Annotated in this window: 20 protein-coding genes; 10 read left to right on the forward strand and 10 right to left on the reverse strand. The window is 51.5% G+C overall.

The genetic code is table 11. From position 1 onward, the window contains the following. The first annotated feature begins 3 nt into the window (after positions 1–3). The 8 genes from LX87_RS06620 (at position 4) to metK (ending at position 10,460) form a co-directional block, all read left to right on the forward strand. On the forward strand, positions 4–1,341 hold the full coding sequence (locus LX87_RS06620; RefSeq protein ID WP_111627334.1) for a TldD/PmbA family protein: 1,338 nt from the start codon (positions 4–6) through the stop codon (positions 1,339–1,341). 117 nt (positions 1,342–1,458) lie between these two features. Next, on the forward strand, positions 1,459–2,076 hold the full coding sequence (locus LX87_RS06625) for a DUF4159 domain-containing protein (RefSeq protein WP_111627335.1): 618 nt from the start codon (positions 1,459–1,461) through the stop codon (positions 2,074–2,076). Between the two features lie 3 nt (positions 2,077–2,079). After that, a complete protein-coding gene (locus tag LX87_RS06630; RefSeq protein WP_111627336.1) occupies positions 2,080–3,054 on the forward strand; it encodes an AAA family ATPase in 975 nt (324 codons plus the stop codon). 101 nt (positions 3,055–3,155) lie between these two features. Continuing rightward, complete coding sequence (locus LX87_RS06635; protein WP_111627337.1) at positions 3,156–4,019, forward strand: DUF58 domain-containing protein; 864 nt, start codon at positions 3,156–3,158, stop codon at positions 4,017–4,019. Beyond that, positions 4,019–5,212, forward strand: coding sequence for a BatA domain-containing protein (locus tag LX87_RS06640; RefSeq protein ID WP_111627338.1), 1,194 nt, complete (start codon positions 4,019–4,021; stop codon positions 5,210–5,212). The genes LX87_RS06635 and LX87_RS06640 overlap by 1 nt, the downstream gene beginning before the upstream one ends. Next, entirely contained in the window at positions 5,209–7,482 is a 2,274-nt protein-coding gene (locus LX87_RS06645) for a hypothetical protein (protein ID WP_111627339.1), read from the forward strand. The genes LX87_RS06640 and LX87_RS06645 overlap by 4 nt, the downstream gene beginning before the upstream one ends. A gap of 77 nt (positions 7,483–7,559) precedes the next feature. Beyond that, a complete protein-coding gene (locus tag LX87_RS06650; RefSeq protein WP_146624436.1) occupies positions 7,560–9,149 on the forward strand; it encodes a type 1 periplasmic-binding domain-containing protein in 1,590 nt (529 codons plus the stop codon). A 57-nt stretch (positions 9,150–9,206) separates the two neighbouring features. After that, entirely contained in the window at positions 9,207–10,460 is a 1,254-nt protein-coding gene (metK, locus tag LX87_RS06655) for a methionine adenosyltransferase (RefSeq protein ID WP_111627341.1), read from the forward strand. 78 nt (positions 10,461–10,538) lie between these two features. On the opposite strand, the gene hpf is transcribed toward metK, so the two are convergent. From hpf to LX87_RS06700, 8 genes are all read right to left on the reverse strand, one after another. Continuing rightward, positions 10,539–10,913 carry a ribosome hibernation-promoting factor, HPF/YfiA family gene (gene hpf / locus LX87_RS06660; RefSeq protein WP_111627342.1) on the reverse strand — a complete coding sequence of 125 codons (375 nt, stop codon included), beginning with the start codon at positions 10,911–10,913 and terminating at the stop codon, positions 10,539–10,541. A gap of 262 nt (positions 10,914–11,175) precedes the next feature. Further along, a complete protein-coding gene (locus LX87_RS06665; protein WP_111627343.1) occupies positions 11,176–12,036 on the reverse strand; it encodes an SDR family oxidoreductase in 861 nt (286 codons plus the stop codon). 18 nt (positions 12,037–12,054) lie between these two features. Further along, entirely contained in the window at positions 12,055–12,909 is an 855-nt protein-coding gene (locus LX87_RS06670) for an SDR family oxidoreductase (RefSeq protein ID WP_111627344.1), read from the reverse strand. A gap of 249 nt (positions 12,910–13,158) precedes the next feature. Then, a complete protein-coding gene (locus LX87_RS06675) occupies positions 13,159–14,553 on the reverse strand; it encodes an alkaline phosphatase family protein (protein WP_111627345.1) in 1,395 nt (464 codons plus the stop codon). Further along, positions 14,550–15,776, reverse strand: coding sequence for a metabolite traffic protein EboE (eboE, locus tag LX87_RS06680; RefSeq protein WP_111627346.1), 1,227 nt, complete (start codon positions 15,774–15,776; stop codon positions 14,550–14,552). The genes LX87_RS06675 and eboE overlap by 4 nt, the downstream gene beginning before the upstream one ends. Beyond that, on the reverse strand, positions 15,773–16,921 hold the full coding sequence (locus LX87_RS06685; RefSeq protein WP_111627347.1) for a 3-dehydroquinate synthase: 1,149 nt from the start codon (positions 16,919–16,921) through the stop codon (positions 15,773–15,775). The genes eboE and LX87_RS06685 overlap by 4 nt, the downstream gene beginning before the upstream one ends. Before the next feature lie 92 nt (positions 16,922–17,013). Beyond that, positions 17,014–17,889: a UbiA-like protein EboC gene (eboC, locus tag LX87_RS06690; RefSeq protein ID WP_111627348.1), complete on the reverse strand. Its 876-nt coding sequence runs from the start codon at positions 17,887–17,889 to the stop codon at positions 17,014–17,016. 88 nt (positions 17,890–17,977) lie between these two features. Further along, positions 17,978–18,910, reverse strand: coding sequence for a TatD family hydrolase (locus LX87_RS06700; RefSeq protein ID WP_111627349.1), 933 nt, complete (start codon positions 18,908–18,910; stop codon positions 17,978–17,980). A gap of 207 nt (positions 18,911–19,117) precedes the next feature. On the opposite strand from LX87_RS06700, the gene LX87_RS06705 reads away from it, so the two are divergent. Further along, entirely contained in the window at positions 19,118–19,765 is a 648-nt protein-coding gene (locus tag LX87_RS06705) for a DUF4136 domain-containing protein (RefSeq protein WP_111627350.1), read from the forward strand. A gap of 100 nt (positions 19,766–19,865) precedes the next feature. Beyond that, complete coding sequence (locus tag LX87_RS06710) at positions 19,866–20,543, forward strand: hypothetical protein (protein ID WP_111627351.1); 678 nt, start codon at positions 19,866–19,868, stop codon at positions 20,541–20,543. Between the two features lie 17 nt (positions 20,544–20,560). On the opposite strand, the gene LX87_RS06715 is transcribed toward LX87_RS06710, so the two are convergent. Continuing rightward, a complete protein-coding gene (locus LX87_RS06715; protein ID WP_170139314.1) occupies positions 20,561–21,313 on the reverse strand; it encodes an EboA domain-containing protein in 753 nt (250 codons plus the stop codon). A 36-nt stretch (positions 21,314–21,349) separates the two neighbouring features. Continuing rightward, positions 21,350–22,237: a tyrosine-type recombinase/integrase gene (locus tag LX87_RS06720; protein ID WP_111627522.1), complete on the reverse strand. Its 888-nt coding sequence runs from the start codon at positions 22,235–22,237 to the stop codon at positions 21,350–21,352. Positions 22,238–22,331: the final 94 nt, after the last annotated feature.

A 22,331-nucleotide genomic window follows, 5' to 3' on the forward strand; every position in this document is an offset into this window, starting at 1 on the left:
CAAATGGCAGTTATATTAACCGAAGCCGAAGCGAAGGCTTTGCTTCAGAAGGTACTAAGTTATTCGAAAGCCGACGAGTGCGAGGTCAATCTGTCGGGCGAGGAGCGGGGTAACATCCGTTACGCCCGGAACGAAGTCTCGACGAGTGGCGCAACGATTAACCAGAATTTGCAGGTTCAGTCGTCGTTTGGCAAGAAAGTGGGCGTTGCCACCATAGACGAGTTTGACGATGCCTCACTGGAAAAAGTGGTGCGCCGGGCCGAAGAACTGGCCCAGTTAGCGCCCGAAAATCCGGAGCACATGGGTGTGCTGGGGCCGCAGCAATACCTGAAAACAAACGGTTATTTTGAGTCAACGGCCAAGATTACACCCGCCATCCGGGCCGAAGCCGTGGCCAAAAGTCTGGAGACATCGGGCAACCAGAAGCTGGCAGCCGCCGGTTTTCTGGACGATTATCGGGGCTATTCGGCCATGATGAACTCCAAAGGCTTGTTTGCGTATTACCCGAGTACGAACGTGAATTTTTCGCTGACGGTCCGTACCGAAGACGGGACGGGGTCGGGCTACGTGACGCGTGGCTACAGTGATTTTGCGAAACTGGATACCGCAGCGGCCAGCAAAATCGCTGTTCAGAAATGCCTCGGTTCGGTGGGGGCGAAGGCGCTGGAGCCGGGAAAATATACCGTTATTCTGGAGCCGACGGCAGCCGCCGTTTTGCTCGAAAATCTCTTTTTCAACCTGGACGCCCGCAGCGCCGACGAAGGCCGTTCGTTCCTGAGCAAACCCGGTGGCAAAACCAAACTGGGTGAAAAGATTGTGGACGAGCGCGTCACGATTTATTCCGACCCGACGCACCCCGAATTACCGGCTTCCCCCTGGTCGGGCGACGGTCGGGCGCAGGAAAAAGTTAACTGGATTGAAAAAGGCGTGGTGAAAAATATGGCGTATTCACGGTATTGGGCGCAGAAAAAGGGCGTCAAAGCCGTGCCGTATCCCAACAACGTCATTATGGCAGGCGGAACAGCCTCGCTGGCCGATATGATCAAAAATACACAACGGGGTATTCTGGTGACCAAACTCTGGTACATCCGTTCCGTTGATCCGCAAACGCTGCTGCTGACGGGCCTGACCCGCGACGGGACGTTTTACATCGAAAACGGTAAAATCAAGCACCCGGTCAAGAACTTCCGGTTCAACGAAAGCCCGGTCATCATGCTCAACAACCTCGAAGCGCTGGGCAAACCGGAGCGCGTGGTCAGCACCGAATCGGATTCCAATTACCTGATTCCGCCAATGAAAATCCGGGAATTTACGTTTAGTAGTCTTTCAGACGCGGTTTAAATTTGCTATTACACAGGGTTAATCAGAGAACATCAGAGGTTATCGGGGCTTTCTCTGGTTACTCTGATATTCTCTGATTAGCTCTGTGTAACAACTTATTAACTTCATCAACTCATTTTGAAGCCGTTCTTTTTCACGCGCATCCAGTATACCTCCGGCGATTGGGATACCGACCAGCGAATGCCCTCCAACCTGCTGCATTCTCTGGTTCAGTACACCACCATACCGGTTGATGAGAAAGAACGGATTGTACAACTGACCAGCAACGAAATCTTTAAAAGCCCGTTCTGTTACCTGAGTGGGCATAAGCTGGTCGAATTCTCGGCGCAGGAACGGGAGCATTTCAGGCGGTATGTGCAAAACGGCGGTTTTGTGTTCGTTGACGATTGCAACCACGACATCGACGGCCTGTTTGCCAAATCGTTTGAGCAGGAAATGGCCCGCACGTTCGGGGCGAAGGCGTTGCAGAAAATTCCAAATACGCACCCGATTTACCGAAGTTTTTTTCAATTTAACGAAGGGCCGCCCACCACGACGTTTGAACTGAACGGCTGGGGCGACGACTTGGTGCACGATTACCTCAAAGCCATCTCAATCAACGGACGCATCGGCGTTCTCTACAGCAACAAGGATTACGGTTGTGAATGGGATTATGACTTTCGCAACAAACGCTTTCTGGCCGAAGATAACACCAAATTTGGGGTCAATATTGTTACCTACGCATTAACCGCATAGCTATTGGAAACCAAGGAACTGACGCATTATAAAACACTCGTTGCCAAGCTTCCGCACCTAAAAAAAGAGATCGGGAAAGTGATTGTCGGTCAGCAGGAGGCTATTGATGAAATCCTGATTGCCCTGCTGGCGGGCGGCCACTGTCTGCTGGAAGGAGTGCCGGGGCTGGCGAAGACGCTGATGGTGAAGACGATGGCGGATGCGCTGGAGATGAATTTCAAGCGCATCCAGTTTACGCCGGACCTCATGCCGGGCGATATTGTTGGCACGGAAATTCTGGAAGAAGACCACGAAACCGGCAGGAAATTCTTTAAATTCAACCGCGGGCCTATCTTTGCCAACGTGGTGCTGGCCGATGAAATCAACCGGACACCCCCCAAAACCCAGGCGGCTTTGCTGGAAGCCATGCAGGAATACAAGGTCACCTACGCCGGTACCGACTACGAACTGCCCCGACCCTTTCTGATCATTGCCACCCAAAACCCCATTGAACAGGCCGGAACCTATCCGCTGCCCGAAGCCCAGCTTGACCGGTTTTTGCTCTACATTAAACTGAGTTACCCGTCCGAACAGGAAGAACTGAACGTCCTGAAAAGCACCACCGGAACTGCGCGCCCGACGCTGCAAACCGTATTGACCGATCAGGAAATTATGGATTTGCAGAACCTGACGCGGCAGGTCCACATCAGCGACGACCTGATTGGCTACATCAACAAGCTCGTGCGGGCGACGCGCCCCGAAAGCAGTTCGTCGGCCTTCGTCAAACAGTGGTGCGACTGGGGCGCGGGGCCACGGGCCGGGCAGGCACTGGTGCTGTGTTCGAAAGCGCGGGCGGTGTTGCACGAACGGTTTTCGGTGATTCCGGAGGATATCCAGACGCTGGCTTATCCGATTTTGCGCCACCGGATTGCCCTGAATTTCCGCGCCGAAGCCGAAAATGTGACCACGGATCAGGTGATAAAAGAATTAGTAAAGTAGAGTTGTTTCGCAGAGTCAAGCAGAGGACGTTGGAGTTACGCAGAGGCTCCGCTAAACTCTTTTAAACTCTGCTTAACTCCGCGAAATAACCCTTTCAAACCATGCAACTGACCACGGACCTGATCAAGCTCAACAACCTGCAACTGGCCGGGAAACTGGTTAGTGATGAGTTGCTGCTTGGTATTCACGCCAGCAAACGCTCCGGTTCGGGGACGGAGTTTGAGCAATACCGCCATTACCAGCCCGGCGACGACCCGAAACGCATTGACTGGAAACTGTTTGCCCGGACCGATAAACACCTGGTGCGCGAATCGGCCACGGAAAGTAACCTGCAAATCCGGTTTTTGCTGGATTTGTCGGGGTCCATGAATTACAGTGAAAATGGGGTGAGCCGACTCAATTATGCTAAAATTCTGCTGGCGTCGCTGGCTTATCTGGGCTACCGTCAGAACGATCAGATGAGTTTATACGCCCTGCAAAACGGCACTTTGCAAACGCTGGTTCCGGCGGGGAAGCAGGCTTTTCAACGCATTTTATTTTCCCTGCAAAAAGCCGAAGCCGCCGGACAATGGCTGCCCAATCAGGCGCGTTTTCCGGAGTTTCAGCAAAAACAAAAGGAGCTTCTTGTGCTGGTTTCTGATCTGCTTCAGGTAAATAACGAGTGGCTGGAATTGATTAAAACCGTGGCAAGTCTGCGTCGGGAGGTTGTGATTTTTCAACTGCTGGGCGATCAGGAAACGGATTTTAAATTGAGCGGTTTTTACCGGTTTAAGGACCTTGAAACGGGCCGGGAAGTGGAGGTGCAGGCCGAAACTGTTCAGGAGCGTTTTCGACAATCGGTTTTGACGTATTTAGAAAAGTTGGAGGAAGAACTACGGCTTCCGCACGTTCATTTGATTCGCATAAAGCTGAGCGAATCCATTGCCGGAGCGTTGAAAGATTTTCTGTCAAGAAGGAGAGTTTAATGGAGTTATTACAACCATGGATGATGTGGGGAGCCGGGGCCGTTGTCATTCCGGTGATTATCCATTTCTGGCATCAGAAAAAGGGGCAAACCCTGGCGTGGGCGGCTACGCGCTGGCTCCAGGAAAAGGACCAGCAGCAACAACGGGGCATTAAACTGGATAATTTACTGCTCCTGATTCTGCGGTGTCTTCTTGTTATTGTACTGGCTTTTTTATTAAGTCAGCCGGTCATCAATTGGCTGGTGAATTCACCTGCGGTTCAGAAAATACACCTGGTGCAGCCCGACAAATTTCTGCTTGATAACTTCCGGTTTGAACTGGAAGATGCAATGAAAAAAGGTGAACCGATTTACTGGATAAATGCATCGCCAGAACCCGTAAAAAGCCTGGAGGAGCGGCCTGATGGACGAACGGTTATTTCAACGACATTGCAGTCGTCAATTAATGCGTTAAGCAAAGATCATACGGAATTAAACCTTTATTTACTGAATGATCAGCGATTGGCGTATGCTCCGTTTATTCGGGTTCCGGCTACTTACAAGTTACACCTGGCGGCCAATTCTAAAAGCGAGTTTGTTCGGAATTATCTGGAGTTGCCGGCGGGTAAAAAAGTTTTTGTAAATCCGTTCAATCAACTGACCACTAGCTTAGCATTAGACAAAACCGTTCCGTTTCAATCGGCTCCTGTGCATCAGGGGCCTATAAAAGTTCTCCTTGATTTTCGGAATGCACTAGAACAACAGACGGTATTGGCTGCTCTTAACGCTTTGTCGGAAGTCTATTCACTGGTTTTTCGGATTGATAAAAAGCCGGATTCGGACAATAACTATGATTGGATTCTGACCGATCGGGAACCTGAAAAGATACTTTCTCAGACGCTATATGTAGTTTCGGGCAAGCTGAAATTACCAACGGTTTCCAATGTGATTTATACCGATGAGCCGCTTATTCCACAAGCTGCCGAAATTGTGAAATCCGGCCAGTTACCCGAATGGCTGGGTGAACTTTTTATTCGACACTTTAAACTGGATGCTAACCTGTTTCCGTTGAGTCAGAAACAGATCGACAGGTTATTTATCACAACGGCGGATCCCGATGCTAACCAACCGGAAGGGATTCGCAATGCGTTGTTTTTACTATTGATTATGCTGGCGGGAGTGGAACGCTGGATCGCTTTGAGGAAAAACGCATGAACGAACTGAAACGCACGGTATCGGTCCTTATTTATCAGTTGATTGCCAATGCTTTCATCAACAGTCTGCTGATTGGTGTTGCCGCCTATTTAGCAGCCCGGGCGGTGGGGTTTTCACAGGGAGTAGGCGCTATTTCAGGCGTCCTTGGCTTCCTGGCCGGGGCGTGGTTAACCCGACTTTTTCAGGATAAAAAAACACAGGCTATTGCCCATCTGCATCAAACCGTTGGCGACGCTGAATACAGCCTGTCGTTGCTGGATAAACCGGAACTAAATATAGCGGAACAACTTCAGGTAGCCAGGTTGAATGAGCGTGTTCAATCAGTTCATATTCCGGCGAAGCAAGTGGCTGCGGTTGTCTTTTCAAAAACGGGTTTATACGGTTTGCTGGTTGCCGTATTACTGGTGGTTTATTATGGTTATCCATTGCTTAAATCCAGTCAAACGATTCAGAAAGAGTTGCTTAGGCTGCCTGTTGTCGCTAACGTGGATCGTCAGATTGTACCTTTCTTTCAATCGGCTTCCTTGCAAATTACACCGCCTGGTTATACGGAATTGCCGGTGCAAACATCGAATGATTTAAACGCCGTTGCCATCAGCGGTTCGCGGTTGAAATGGCAGGTGAAGTTCAGTCAGCAAGACCGTCTTTCCGTGCGCCTGGTGAATAGCCGGGGTGAAGAACGGGCCTTTCAAAAAGTGAATGATACCTTTGAATACCGTGATCAACTGGTTAGCTCCGGAATTTATGCGCTGAAAGCGTCCTGGAAAACGCCGTTGGGTAAGGATTCCGTGGTGTATCAATCTGATTTTTACCGACTCGAAGCCCAACCCGATCTGGCACCGAAAATCCAGCCGGATTCCAAAGAGTTATATCGTTTTCACGTTCTGAAAGACGACAAGAACCTGCGCATTTCGGCCCGGGTTTCGGATGATTTTAAGGTTCGTCAGGCTTTTATTGTAGCCACTTTAGCGCGCGGTTCGGGTGAGAATGTAAAGTTCAGGGAAGTGAAATTTCCATTGCCACAGACCAATTTTAAAGAAGGGCAGTTACGTCAAATCATTGATTTGAAAGCACTCGGTTTTGCGCCCGGCGATGAGTTGTATTACTACTGGGCAGCCGTTGATAACAAGCAGCCAGAAGCCAATTTTGCCAAGTCGGACACGTATTTTGTCGTTTATAGAGATACGGCCAGGGTAGAAGAAGCCGAACTGGCAACGATGGCGGTCAACATGATGCCGGAATATTTCCGCAGCCAGCGGCAGATTATTATTGATACTGAAAAGCTCATTGCCCGACGGAAAAAACTGGCAGCTAAAGAGTTTAAAAGTTCCTCTAACGAAATCGGGTTTGATCAAAAAGTGCTGCGTTTACGGTATGGTCAATACCTGGGCGAAGAGTTCGAAAATTCGATTGGTGGACACGAATTATTGCCCGAAGGAAATGTGCTGGAAGGCTTCATTCATAAACACGATACGGAGGGCGAAAAAGACGCGCCGAAATCGTTTGCTTTTAAGATGATTGAGAAAGCGGAGGAGTCTCAGAAAAAGGAGTTGCCCGCCCCCGATCAGCATGGACATGATCACGGAGCTAACCCGTCAGAGAGCGAAAATAAAGACCCGCTGGCAGCTTTAATGGAGCAGTATATCCATTCCCACGACGACGGTGAAGCCAACACCTTTTACGAGCAATCGACCCGCAGTTTATTGAAAATGGCCCTAGAACAAATGTGGCAATCGGAGCTTCATTTACGCTTATACGAACCCGAAAAGGCCTTGCCATTTGAAAACAAAGCCCTGGTTTATCTGAAAGCCGCGCAGCAGAAAGCCCGAGCTTTTGTCAGAAAAAGCGGCTATGATCCACCGCCCATTAAAGAAAAAGAAATCCGCTTAACGGGCGAATTAACAAAAGTGAATACCGACTTTAAGCAGGAGCGTATGTATGACCAGGAGCGGGTGGAACGACTGGTAAGCGAAGTACTGGGTTTTCTGGAACTGGAGCGTTTAAGTTCGTCTCAGAAAGCGACTATACAACGGCTGGGCGCTGCCCTGACAAACGATATTATCAACAGCCGTTTATCGAATTGGTCGATTATTACGGCCTTGCAGAAACTGGGAGCGGGGAAACCACTGACGAAGCAGGAAGAACAGCGTTTGAAGACCAAGCTTTATGCGCTGGCTGGCGGGAACGCTGATAAACGACAGCCTGTGCGGGCTGGATCGTACGCCAGCGAACGTAAACTGGAGCAATCCTTTTGGCAGCATTTAAAATGATAGAGTTTGACCGTTTTATTATCCGATTTAACCCGTTAGATCCCCTCAACTGGATTATAGCAAGCGTGTTAACGGTCATGCTGTTTCTGCCCATCACGCTGATCGTTAGAAATGACGCACTTTCGTTACGAAGAAAATGGATTCGAGCCGCCTTGCATGTCCTGTTTTCGGGTGTCCTGCTGGCTTACTTTCTTCAAATCGAATGGCGCATTCCGGTCGATGCAAAACCGGTATTGATTGCGGATAACAAGGTGCCTGCCGGGTATATAACGCATCTGATGGATAGCCTTCATCTTCAGGAAACCGTTCGAGCCGCCAATTTTAAAAAATCCTTTAAAACCAGGCTGTTGGAAGGTAGAATTGATTCGGTTATTCTGGTGGGATCTGACTTTTTGCCGGACGTCTTAGGACAGGTAAGCCGTCAAACCGTTCACTGGATTCCGTATCATCAGCCCGATCAGGTACACCTGATTCGGTGGAAAGCCGTACTTCGAAAAGGTGAGCTACAGACCGTCAGCGGCACGATTCAATCATCCTGGAAACAGGCGCTTACACTACGGTTTGGTGACCAGACGCTGGACAGTTTGCCGTTGAAGCCGGGCCATACGGCGTTCAAACTTCGGTTTCCGGTTTTTTCGCAGGGACGCACCGCCGTTGAATTGGTGTTGAATCAGAAAACCATAGCTACACTTCATTTTTTTGCCCGAAAACCCGCCCCCGTTGCCTATCAGTTTATTCTGGATAGCCCTGATTTTGAAAGCAAGACACTGGCGGACTGGCTGGGCAAGAAAGGTTACTCTGTCCAGCTCACCTCGACCATATCAAAAGACATTACCAACCGGGTGTCGATCAACCGCGTTGCTACCCCGGATGTGATTATAACCGATCCGGCCAACGCCATCAACCCGGTTGTTAAAAAGGCCGTGGCGCAGGGAAAACCCGTGTTATTCATGAACGGAACGGACCCGGAAACGGATTGCAAAACCATCAATCGGGCGTTGGGAACAACCTGGCAGGTGAAGAAAATTTCAAACGAAGTCACGGTTACGCTCGGTAACGGTATTCAGGCATTACCGTATCAATTCCGGGAGGCAATAAACCAGTTTCCGATAACGGGTTACCCAGTTGCTGTTCAGAAAACCACCGCCAAAATCGGGTTCAGTCTGCTAAACGAAACGTTTCCTCTGAAATTGAGTGGTGACAGTCTGACGTACGACCGCATCTGGACGGGAATTCTGAACGAACTGCAACCGGTTTTAAAAAACAATGTGCAGGTTGATGCTCCGGTTTTTAGCGGAATCCGGTCTGTCATTCGCCTGAATAACTGGGCCATTAAACCGTCTTCCGTTCGAATAGGAAGCGATACCGTCCGGCTGGATTATTCGCCCGTCAATGGCTGGTCGGCGGAGGCTGCGTATCGGTTTGGCGGGTCGGGCTGGCAGTCGGTTCAGGACTCGATGGAAGTCTATGTGGATCAGCCGGATAATAAAATAGGCTTCGGGAGTCACCTGACAAGCGCCTACGTTCAGACCCGTTCAACCGATGACACGGGCACAAAACCGGCCAGACAGCGCTGGATGGCCGTTGAAATCCCCGGCTGGGTGTGGTTGTTGCTGGTGCTTGGCTGTCTGACGGCGCTTTGGATTGAACCTAAATTTAACATTTGACCTCTTGTAAAATTCCAGTAGCTTTGTGGCTGGTTTTAGCTTTAAATCTAACGTACAATGCCCTATCTATTCACCTCAGAGTCAGTTTCTGAAGGACATCCCGATAAAGTTGCGGATCAGATTTCCGATGCATTGATCGATCACTTTCTAGCGTACGATCCCTCCAGTAAAGTTGCCTGTGAGACCCTGGTTACAACCGGGCAGGTGGTATTGGCGGGAGAAGTAAAAACGAATACGTACCTCGATGTGCAGAAAATTGCCCGGGAGGTAATCAAGCGGATCGGGTACACCAAGAGTGAATACATGTTCGAAGCCAACTCCTGCGGTATATTGTCGGCGATTCACGACCAGTCGGCTGACATTAATCAGGGTGTTGAGCGCTCGAATCCGGAAGATCAGGGTGCGGGCGATCAGGGAATGATGTTTGGGTATGCCACCAACGAAACGGATAACTACATGCCGTTGCCGCTCGATCTGGCCCACAAGATTTTGCAGGAACTGTCGTACATCCGGAATCACGAAAAGGATATTTTAACCTACCTGCGGCCGGATGCCAAGTCACAGGTGACGATTGAGTACAGCGACGATCATAAGCCTATCCGGATTGATACGATTGTCGTTTCGACCCAGCACGACGATTTTGGAACGGATGCGGTCATGCTGGAACGTATTCGGGAAGACATCATTAATGTGGTGATTCCGCGGGTGAAGGCTCAGTTGAAACCGGAGTTGCAGACCCTGTTTACTGATAACATTACCTATTACATCAACCCGACGGGCAAGTTTGTGATCGGCGGGCCACACGGCGATACCGGTCTGACGGGCCGTAAAATCATCGTTGATACGTACGGTGGCAAAGGAGCACATGGCGGGGGCGCATTCTCCGGCAAAGATCCTTCAAAGGTGGACCGTTCGGCGGCTTATGCTACGCGGCACATCGCCAAAAACCTGGTTGCGGCTGGTTTGTGCGATCAGGTGCTCGTTCAGGTCTCCTACGCCATTGGGGTAGCTAAACCGTGCGGTTTGTACGTCGATACCTACAACTCGGCCAAAGTCGATATGACTGACGGCGAAATTGCAACCAAGATCGAAGAACTGTTTGATATGCGTCCGTACGCCATTGAGCAGCGTCTGAAACTCCGCAACCCAATTTATTCGGAAACGGCCGCTTACGGTCATATGGGCCGTCAGAATCAGGTCGTGAAGAAAGTATTTGGCACAAACGGCACCACCAAAGAGGTGGAAGTCGAACTGTTTACCTGGGAAAAGCTTGACTACGTTGACAAGGTTAAGGAAGCTTTTGGCCTGTAAGGTCCCTACGGGTTTAAGCCGTATTAAAACAAAAAAGCCGTCTCGAAGAGACGGCTTTTTTGTTGGAGTGCTTCCTGGTTAAAAATCGATGTCGTCGTTGACTACACCCACTTCTACCAGTTCTTTCGACTCTTTGATCTGCTGCGCAGAGATGTTACGCTGCTTATCTTTATGGCGTTTCAGTTTATTTTTTAGCGTATCCAGTACCATATCCGTCGCTTCTTCGAACGTCGTTCCCTGTTGCTGAACGAAGATGGAGTCACCCGGTAACAAGAGTTTAACTTCGACAATTTTGTGTTTAATTCTGCTGGTTTCACTTCCCTCCAACCTCAAATAAACTTCACCGCTCACAATCCGGTCGTTGAAGGTATCCAACTTGTTCAGTTTTCTCTGAACAAAATCCAGCAAGCTTTGATCTGCTGTAAAATGGACGCAATGAATCTGAATTCTCATACGTGTCGCATGGTTTAAGTTAAACAAAGGACCTACGAACTACCTAAGTTTGGAAATCCAATTGATAGAATCAAGAGGCTGACAGAAATATCCAACTTAGGGTATTATATAGATGGGTACGAATATCATCGCACGGTTCGAAACGCTTTGTTTATCGTGCGAAGTACCCATCTGGTTGCAGCAAAGATTCTTCTTATTGTCTAATTCGCCAATCTGATAAATCAGGAAAAACGCTGATTTACGGCAGCGTTTTTTATAAATTTCAGGTATTGACGACCTCTCCACCGTTGACATGCATCACCTGACCGGTCATGTAGGAGGCATCTTCGGAGGCCAGAAAAACAAAGGCAGGAGCCACTTCGGCTGGTTGTCCAACGCGCTCCAGGGGTGTTCCCTGGCCGAATTTGGCCACTTCTTCTTCCGTTTTGGTTGCGACAATCAGCGGGGTCCAGATCGGGCCGGGCGCTACGGCATTAACCCGGATGCTGCGTTCGACCAGATGTTGTGATAACGACCGTGTAAAGGCCGTTACAGCGCCTTTTGTCGATGCGTAATCGATCAGGGCTTTGCTGCCCCGGTACGAAACAACGGAGGTGGTATTGATGATGCAATCATATGCGCCCATGTGGGGCAAAGCCAGCTTGACCAGCCGGAACATCGCCAGAATATTGAGTTCAAACGTTTCGATCAGTTGCTGATCGGTAATGTCCGTAAACTCGTGCTGTTCGACGTGGTTGGCCGCATTGTTCACCAGGATGTTGATGTGGTGGTATTGATCAATCACCTGGGCAACTACCTGTCTGATAAATGACGGGTTTCGTAGATCACCGGCGATGAGCAGACAGCGTCTTCCTTCGGCTTCAACCAGGCTCTTGGTTTTCTGCGCATCCTCAATTTCGCGGGGGTGGTGAACGATGGCCAGATCGGCCCCTTCGCGGGCAAAATGCACCGATACCGCCCTTCCAATTCCGCTGTCACCGCCCGTAATCAGGGCAATTTTATCCTGTAATTTTCCGCTGCCCTTGTAATCATCCCGGATGTAAATCGGCTGCGGATGCATCTCGCTTTCCAGGCCCGGCTGGGCATCCTGATGCTGGGGAGGGGTTTCAAGTTTCAGATCCATGCGTGAGATTCGGTTAAATCAGGCGTTGATAATCGTTCCGCCGTTGGGGTGAAGCGTCTGACCGGTAACATAACTGGCATCGGCTGAGGCCAGATACACGTAGGCCGGAGCCACTTCGCTGGGTTGGCCCGGACGCTTCATTGGCACGTCCTTACCGAATTGGGCCACCTGTTCGGCATCCACCGAAGCCGGGTTGAGCGGGGTCCAGATCGGCCCCGGAGCTACACCGTTTACCCGAATTTTTTTCTCTGCCAGATTTGACGACAAGGCCCGCGTAAAGCTCATGATGGCTCCTTTGGTTGCCGAATATTCCGGCAGATCGGCCCGGCCCTGATAAGCCGTTACCGATGTGGTATTGATGATGCAGTCACCTTCGTGCAGGTAGTTGAGCGACGCCCGCGTGACCCGGAAAAACGAATAGATATTGATTTCGAAGGTATTGACCAGATCCTCGTCAGTAATGTCTTCAAACCGCTCGTGGGCCAGTTGCAGCCCGGCGTTGTTGACCAGAATGTTTAGTTTGCCAAACCGCCGGACAGTGTCTCCCGGAAGCCGTTCGCAGTACGACGCGTCGCGCAGGTCGCCGGGCAGCAGCAGGCATTGCTGTCCTTCCTGCTCCACCAGTTGGCGGGTGCGCTGGGCATCGCCTTCTTCACGCGGGGTGTAGGCAATGGCGACATCGGCGCCTTCGCGGGCAAAATGAACCGCCACCGCCCGACCAATCCCGCTGTCGCCACCCGTAATCAAAGCCACTTTTCCCTGTAATTTTCCGGAACCGACGTAGGTGTAGCGAATCACCTTTGGCTGCGGATCCAATTCGCTTTCCAAACCCGGTTGTACGTCCTGGTGTTGGGGCGGAATCTTCATTTCCATAACGTTCTAACAGTGTGTTGAGTAAATCAGAAAGCTGATTGAACAAGCGAGGAAAGGAGAAGGGGCACAGACAAAATGATGATTTCCGCAGTAAGCTTCCTTCACATATCTCGTCCACTTCTCACCTCTTTTGTCTGTTTTAAACAACTCGGATTCTACGGTATTGATTGAATTCTATTATTAAACGGGAAAAGAAAAAAGCCGGATGTTTGCAAACATCCGGCTTCCAGCCAACTATAGAGGATTATGTCATGCAATTTTCTGCGGTATTTCCGCCGTCAGGGCTTCCCAGATTTTGTCGTAAACCTCAACCGCCGGGATTGGCGTTGCGCTGGATTGTCCTTTGCGGGAGGAGACAAAAACCGGATGATACGCGGGTTGGGTTCCGACGCGGCCGTGGGAGCCTTTAATGAGCGTGGCATCCAGCGGAATAACGCTCATCAGGTAACGGAAGCCTAGTTTTTTACGGATCAGGGTATAACCGGCTTTCAGCTTAATCAGCGGATTGGCCGGGTCCATAAACATCTCCACGGGGTCGTAACCGGGCTTGCGGTGAATATCGACCAGCCGGGCGTAATCCGGGGCTTTCGCGTCGTCGTTCCAGTAATAGTAGGTAAACCAGCTATCGGCGTCGGCCATCAGCACCAGATCGCCCGAACGCTCGTGGTCAATGTGGTATTTCTGTTTGCCGGCCTTGTCCAGAATCAGTTCAATACCGGGCGTTTTCTCCAGAATTGAACGAACCTGCGCGGCACACGACGGGTCGTTGATGTAGATGTGAGCTACCTGGTGATCGGATACGGCAAAGGCCCGTGATGCGCCCGCATCCAGCAATTCCAGCCCCTGTTCAACCCGAACGTTGATCAGTCCGGCTTCCCGCAGCAGCCGGTTCAGGTGAATCGGTTTGCTTACATTGGTAATGCCGTATTCCGACAAAATGATGATTTCGGTGTCCTGCCGTTCATAGTGCTGAATCAAATCCTTGAGTACGTCGTCGATTTCGTGCAGCTCCTTCGAGATTTTTCCCAGGTCCTGTCCGAATTTTTGCAGACAGTAATCCAGGTGCGGCAGGTAAATCAGCGTCAACGTCGGATTATGCCACCGGTCCACCAGCAGTGACGCATCGGCAATCCAGCGGGTCGATTTGATGTTGGCGTTGGGGCCCCAGAAGTTAAACAGCGGAAACGTGCCGAGCGCATCCTGAAGGCGGTCGCGCAGGTCGGAAGGGTGGCTGTAGCAGTCGGGCGCTTTAACACCGTCGGCGTGGTATTGCGGGCGCGGTGTTACCGAGAAGTCGGCGGATGAATACATGTTGTACCACCAGAACATCTTGGAAACCGTAAATGATGGATCGAGTTGCCGGGCGCGCTCCCAGATTTTTTCGCCATTAACCAGCTTGTTTGACTGCTTCCAGAATTTGATTTCGCAATCGATCCGGTCATACCAGCCATTGGCAACGATGCCGGTTTCGGTGGGCCATTTCCCCGTTACGTAGGTGGATTGAACGGCGGTGGTGACGGCGGGCAGCATGGGTTCGATGGAGGAAAGCTGCTTATCCGCTACCCATTGTTTCAGAAAAGGTGTGTGCTCGCCGATCAGCGAAGCCGACAGGCCCACAACGTCGATGACTACGGTTTTTTTCATGATAGTTTCTTTAAAACCCACTCCAGTTCCCGGCCAATCGAATCATTCAGCCGCATTTTCAAATCTTCGGGCAGAACTTCCCACGTATAGGTTTCCACTTCCAGTTGCGTCGTAAACGGCTTTTCGCGCTGCAACCGAAGCACTTCTGTAATATCGTCCTGCGTCGATTGCAGCAATCCATAATCGGCTACAAACAGCGGTACGTGAAAGTGAGACCGCCATTCGACATGATTGTTATCAAAAGCCAGCAGAGCCTCCGGCAAATCCGGATATCGCAGTAGATCACCCTCGGCATTCTGAGCGACGACCTGATGCAAATACGTCGGTTCGTTGAACTGCCTGAACTGATCGAGTACGGCTTCGCGGCTGTTTTTTTCAACCGGAAACGTTGCTTTCAGGGCCGCACTGATCTGGATCTTACCAACTTTCAGATCGTTGTCCTCCAGTTTTTTCAGCACCTCGTCCGGGCGTTCGTACCCCACGGCAAAGTGGCAAACGTCGTAGCACAACTGCACGTGTTCGCGCAGTGCCGCTTCGCACTCTCCCGCCGACCAGCCAAACTCGTCGTTCAGCCGCTCAATGCCGATAGGCAGCAGATAGAGGTTAAACCATTCAATAAACTCGTCGCCCGTTTCGAGTAAACCGTCGGGTTCGGGCTCAATATCGAGGTGGAGGCTGATGCCTTCCTGTTGCTTGATCCGAACCAGTTCTTCCACCACCGTCAGCATCCGTTGCGTCGTGGCTTCAAAAGCCAGATCGCGTTCGTCCCGGTTTCCCCACTGAAACCAGTAGCGGTAGGAGAGGGGTGAGGTCGAAATGCCCGCTTCCGTAAGCCGAACCGCCGGGTTTGCTCTGACCAAAGCCGCCAGCAAATGAAAAAGACGGATGGTGTATTCGACCCGTTCGGAGGTCCGCCAGTCGGGTGCGTGAACCTGATCCTTTACGCGCGTCCGGTGAAAGCCGCCGTATGGAAAGCCGTTCATCGTATAGATGTAGCAATCGTTGTCAGCCAGCCATTGTTTAAATTCCTGTAACCGTTCGGGCTGGGTCAGTTCCTCACTGGCGATGTTCGACAGCCGTAAGCCAATGCCAAACGGCGCGTCGGGGGAGAGCTTCTGTTTGAGGGCTGGAATGGCCTCTTGCAGCGCAATAAAATGCTCCGCCCAATGTTCACCGGCGTGGATGTTGGTACAATACCCTAAATGGCCAAGCGGAGTTTTCATGCGGGCTGAATTTCGTTTTCTTTCAGAATACCAATCACTTCGCGAATCCGGCTCAGGTCCATTTCGTGCACTTCCTGTCCTTTGCCGAGCGCGGTCAAAAGCATGATGGTCAACTGGCCGCCCAAATGCTCCCGGAATTCATTCAAGCCTTTCAGCACACCGTCGCCCTCCAGTGCGGGGTGGAAGAGGGAAAAGCCGAGGGCACGTTCCAGATTCAGGATACGGTTGGCGTCGGCTTCGCTGAGCCAGCCTAGCCGCTGCGAATATAAACTGTCGAGGGCAATGCCAATGGCAACGGCTTCGCCGTGACGCACCTCAAAATCAGTGAGTTGTTCGAGTTTGTGGGCGCTCCAGTGCCCGAAATCCAGTGGTCGTGAAGAACCCATTTCGAACGGATCTCCGCTGGCAATGTGATTCAGGTGCAACTCGGCGCAGCGATGAATCAGGTACTGCATCGCGTTCAGATCACGGGTGGCCAGCTTTTCGGCGTTGGCTTCCATCCACTCAAAAAAAGCCTGGTCTTTAATCAGGGCGACTTTAATGGCTTCCGAAATACCCGCCCGCCAGTCGCGGTCGTCGAGGGTCGTCAGAAATTTCGGGTCGTTAAAAACTGCGGTCGGTGGAGCAAACGAACCCAGAAAGTTCTTCTTGCCCCGGTAATTGACGCCATTTTTGACGCCGATACCCGAGTCGTTCTGCGACAAGACCGTGGTCGGAATCCGGATGTGCCGAATGCCCCGGTGTGAGATGGCGGCCACATAGCCCACCAAATCCAATACAGAACCGCCACCAACGGCTACCACATACGAATGCCGGTCAATACCGTGCCGGTCTATCGCGTCAACGAGCTGTTCAACCAGCGCCGGATCGTTTTTGGCGCCTTCACCACCCGGGATGACGATCAGATCCGGTACAAGATCAACGATGGACAGGTTCGCGAAATACGCTTTGATCTCATCCAGCAAATCGGGATGGCCTATAGTAACTCCTTCATCCAGAATAAATAATAACTTTTTACGAAAGCCTTCTGAATGGTTTTTTTTCAGAAAATTAAGAAAGGTCGGGTTACTGGTTTCGAATAGACGGTCGGAAAAATAAACATCGTATGTAAACCGAACGCTAAAGCTTTGGTGAAGGGTATTCATTCCTTGCAATGGGGATTTGTAAAAATGTAAAGTTACTAAAAAACAACACGGGCTTCGTCTTTTAGAACACACAATTGGTGGGATCCGTTCGGTTAGGTTACCGCAAATACTTTCGCCAGCAGCCGCGACAATGGCAGGAGGCACACAACCAGCATCGCCAGCGGAAATGACGCAAAAGCAGCGACCCAGGCGGCATTCATCACAATTAAGGAAAGGACCCCTGCCTGGACGGCCATGCCAATATTACGGCCAGCGGGTTCGCGGACGGCGCGCCACAGGGGCGGAAAAATAAAGTAGCCAAATAAGAGAAGGAACGGAAAGGCGGTTCCTAGCTGGAGCTGACGCTGGGCAATGGCGCCGATGCAGCCGATTACCAAACCGTACAGCAAACCCGCAATACGCAGCGTGCCGGTATTTCCGCCGTGCACTTCGCCCCGGCTGATCATGGTAATGGCGGCTATGTAGATAATCGGAATCAGGCCCAGCGACGACCAGACCGGAACCTGATCGGGCAGAATACTGATGCCCAGCGCCAGATTAAGACCCCGGCACAAACCCATGTTCAGCGGTCCCAGAATTGCGCTGTGTTTTCCAAATTTGTCGTAAACCACCGACGCGACGGCGATGGCAATGGCCAGCCAGCCCGCCGTCGGGTTGACCATCCAGGCCGCCAGAATACCGATGGCCAACAAAATGAGGGCCAGCGACGTGGCCGCTCCCAAACTCACCTGGCCGCTCGGAATGGGGCGCTCCGGCCGTTCAACGGCATCCAGTTCGGCGTCGAAAACGTCGTTGAAGACCACCCCTCCGCCATACAGCCCCACCGTTGACAGACATAGCCAGCCCACCGGCACCGGATCGGCATCGGGAATGACGTAATAACCGGCAATGGCCATTCCAGCCATCACATCGGCAACGGCGGTAACCAGGTTCGCAGGACGGGTTAGGCGGAGAAGCGGAAGAAGCATATCGGAAATGCGGAATGGTGAACAAGGAATACCGGTGTCTATTTTACCGGTAATACGCCTTTATTGTTTACCATTCCGCATGAATCGTTTATTTAATGATTGTCGAGGACTTGTCTACCCGCGGTGCCTGGCCCCCACGGAGCACGGAGCTGCCGTTGTAACGCTGGCTCTGGTCGATGTCGATGGGTTGTTCCAGTTCTTCAATACTGAGCTGGCCGCTCTGGGCGAAAGCCGTCACCGCATTCTGGAACGTTACAAGTCGGATGGTTTCGTCGGCGATACCGCGTTCTTTCATCAGGGCTGCGGTTTTGGGCAGCGCCAGCGGATCGCTGATACCCCAGTCGGCCGCCGAGTTGATCATGATGCGCTCCGGACCGTATTGTTTCACAACTTCCACCATGCGCTCGTTGCCCATTTTGGTGAATGGATAGATGGTAAAGCCCGCCCAGAAACCCCGATCCAGGACTTCCTTAACGGTTTCTTCATTGTTGTGGTCGACAATCACCATACCCGGGTCCAGACCGTGTTCGAGGGCAATGTCCATGCTGCGGCTGGTACCCTGTTTTTTGTCGCGGTGGGGCGTGTGAATCTGAACCGGCAAACCGGCTTCTTTCGCCAGTTCCAACTGCGCGCGGTAGTATTTTTCTTCAGCCGGAGTCTGGTCGTCAAAACCAATCTCGCCCACGCCGACAACGCCTTCTTTGTAAATGAACAGCGGCAGAATTTCCATGACCTGCTCCGCCAGAGCCTCGTTGTTGGACTCCTTGGAATTCAGGCCGATGGTGCAATAATGCCGGATACCGAACTGCGACGCCCGAAACCGTTCCCAGCCGACCAGACTGGCAAAATAATCGCGGAAGGAATCAACCCCGGTGCGCGGCTGACCGAGCCAGAAGGCGGGTTCGATGAGGGCCACAATACCGGCGTCGGCCATCGCCTGATAATCATCGGTAGTGCGGGAGGTCATATGAACGTGCATGTCGAAGAACTTCATGCCCCGTACGGTATCTAAAAAACTCATGGTTTAGCTGACTTGTCGAAAAAAACAAAGGTAGTTGACCCGTCTGCGAGTTGCAAGCGGATTTCATACCGGCAACCATTAGAAAATGATTAAGAACCGTTGCCTTTTTATCAAAACCGAAGCGAAAAACGTTAGTTACATAAGAGACGATAATCCGATTGTCGTTTACGAAGAAAGTTACGTTGCACCATTTTGAGTTAACTAACCATGAAGATCACATTTCAGATTCTGCTGTGGGCGGGTATTTGTGCGGGGATAGGAAGTGGAATCAGTTCCTGCCGTCCCGACGCACTCGATGGCCTGTCGCCGGAAGAGAGCCAGGTATTTATTACCAACCGCGACCGTTCGGTCAATTTCGCCACTTACAAAACGTTCAGTTTGCCGGATTCGGTACTCGAGATTTCCAACGATCAGGCTCAGATTTCCATGACGGGTCTGGAACCCACGTTCCTGAACCGGCTGGCGCAGGAGCTAACCAGTCGGGGGTATCAACGGGTGAACCGGAGGGCTGATTCGGATTTAGGCGTTGCCGTCATGCGGATTAATAACAGCTATGTGGGCGTTTCGTCGATGCCGTATTCGTCGTATTACCTTGATTACTGGGGCTACGGCGGTTTGGGCGGCTGGGGTGGCTACAGGCCGTATTATCCAAGCTATTACTCCTTTTATCAGGTAAGCGATACGTACTGGATGATTCAGCTGATTGATTTGAAGAACCCGAATACCGCCGATCAGGAACTGAACGTAATCTGGCAGGCGCAGATTCGCGGCAGCGGTATTTTCGACGCCAATTCGATTGATGCCATCATCACCCGCGTTTTTGAACAATCGTCTTATCTGCGGGCGAACCAATGAACAGGAGAGAACGAAGTCAGAGAGCGCAGCCGGCTTGAATCAGGATTTGATTGGTAAGTCTGTTGTTGCACCTCTTGTACCTCTAAATCCACTAAAAGCCATGAATAAGAAAGTCATATTGAGCATTTTGGGGCTTTTCTGGGCCCTGGGCGCCGTTGCCCAGATTGGTGCCGATCCCGAAGAATCGCAATCACGAAGGAATTTTGACAACACGCTGTTTGACCGGTTTGTGTCCGGTCGCGTTACGGTTTTTTACGGGGCGGCCTTGCCTATGGGCAGCCAGCAGAATTACATTGACAAGGTGGGGAACCGTAATTTCTCGGTGGCCGTGGAAGCCATGTTTCCGGGCCGTTTTTCGGTAGGTGGCCGCATCGGTCAGAACTACTTCAGCCAGCGGTTGCCCCGTCAGGTTTATTCCTTTGACGACGGCTCCGACGTCTCTGCGGTTCAGACCCGTACGTTAACGACCATACCGCTGCTGGCCATTGGGTCGGTTTATCTGAACGATATCAATTCAACATTCCGGCCTTATCTGCAAATTGGCGCAGGGGGCGCTTACGTCGATTATACGAAGTATTACGGTACGCTGAGCGATCAGAAAACGGGAATTCGGGCGGCACTGGCTCCAGCCGTTGGAGCGAAGTTTCAGTTTGGTAAAGGAAACAACTTCGGCGGTGAGGTTCAGGCGCAGTATCAGAACGTGTTTTTTAAATACAATGAGCTGAACAACAGCAATAATCTCCTGCTGTCGGTTGGCCTGTCGTATCGCTGGCTCTAGAGGAACGGACCCACGGACTAAGCGGGTGCGCCTGCTGTTCCGTGGGTACCAAACAATGCTTCCAGTTCGGTCCGGTTGCCTTCGGTAACAAACGGTTTCACCAGCGTCCAGAGTTCGGGGTGAATGGTGCGTCCGGCGGCCCGACGCTCCTGGGCGTAATCAATGGCAATGCGCGCCAGCCGTTCGTTGGTACGCTCCTGAAAACCGGTAATCTGTTCGACGGCTTTATCGCTGAAGAAGGCTTTCATAATGAGCTGGTTCCAGGCCGGTTCGTCCAGTTGTTCGGCCGGATACGGATTGTGCAGCATGAGGGCTTCCTGAACGGGGCCGATGTTGCTCCGTACGGCTTCTGTCGCCAGAAAACGCCAGTGTTCGGGGTAGTGCAGCACCGGCAGGGCTGAATACAGAGCAACCAGTTCGTTCATCTCAGCCGCTTTGAACAGATTCTCAAGGGTGCTTATATAGGCGGATTGATCGTCGGGCGACAAGTGCAGCAGCCACCACACCCGCGCTAGCCGGTCGAGCGTCCAGCCCTCCACCGTAAAACCGTTGCGCAGATTCTGAATTTCGTCGGCGGTCGCTGGTGGAACCGTAATGACCTGTTTGCCGACAACGCGCGGCATGGCGGTAAAAACCCGGTAAAAGATGGGTTGCGTGGGCGTTTTGCGGTAAGCGTCGGCTTGTTGGATCAGGTATGTAACGGCTTTTTCGGCGTTCGGTTGCCGTTGAATTAGGTCGAGCAGGGCGTCGGAAAGTGCAGATGAATTCATGCCGTAAAGGTAACAAGCAGATTAACGACTGGCAACTTATCCCGCTTTCGGATGCGCCTGGTTGTAGGCTTTCTTCAGTTTGTCGATGGTCGTGTGGGTGTAAATCTGCGTCGCGGCCAGGCTGCTGTGACCCAGCAAATCCTTGATGGCGTTCAGGTCGGCGCCCCGGTTGAGCAGGTGCGTGGCGTAGGTATGGCGCAGCACGTGCGGACTTTTCTTTTCCAGCGTTGTCACCAATTCAAGATACCGTTTTACAATCCGTTGAATCAGCACGGGATAAGCCCGCACGCCCTGATCGCTCAGGATAAGGTAAACAGGGTCCGCCTGGAGTCCAAACTCGGTTTCCCGGGCCTGCTGGTATTGCTGAATCAGCGTAAACAACGGGTTGGGTACAGGAATGATCCGGTGCTTATTGCGTTTGCCCAGCACCAGAATGGTTTTTTCGTACAGATTGACATCGGCCATTTTCAGACCCACCAGTTCCGCCAGCCGGATGCCGGTGCCGTACAGGAGTTCGAGGACGAGTTTGTCCCGCAGTCCTTTGAAATCGTCCGGAAAATCCACGTTGTCCAGCAGCGTTTCCATCGGTTTTTCTTCCACGAAAACCGGCACCTTCTTGCTGGTTTTCAGGGCCGATATTTTTAGCATCGGGTCGATCACGATGGTTTTCCGGCGGAGCAGAAAACCGTAAAAAGCCCGCAGGGTGGCAATTTTTCGATTTACGGACGTTTTATCCAGACCCGTTTCGACCAGGCTGGCAATCCAGGACCGGATTTGCGGAAAGGTTGCGTTTTCGGCCAGTTCCAGTTCATACTGGATTTTCAGGTATAGCTGAAACTGCTCGATATCAGTTCCGTAGGCTGTGAGCGTATGATGACTCAGGCGTTTTTCGTAACGGATGTGTTCAAGAAAAAGCGAAACCATAAGGGCAAACCGGCGGAATGATACGACAAGATAAAATAAAAAAAGCAGTAAGCCTACGCCTACTGCCAACCCATGCTGTTGCTGATATGCCTTA

This window comes from Larkinella arboricola, assembly GCF_003259745.1.
Taxonomy (GTDB): domain Bacteria; phylum Bacteroidota; class Bacteroidia; order Cytophagales; family Spirosomataceae; genus Larkinella; species Larkinella arboricola.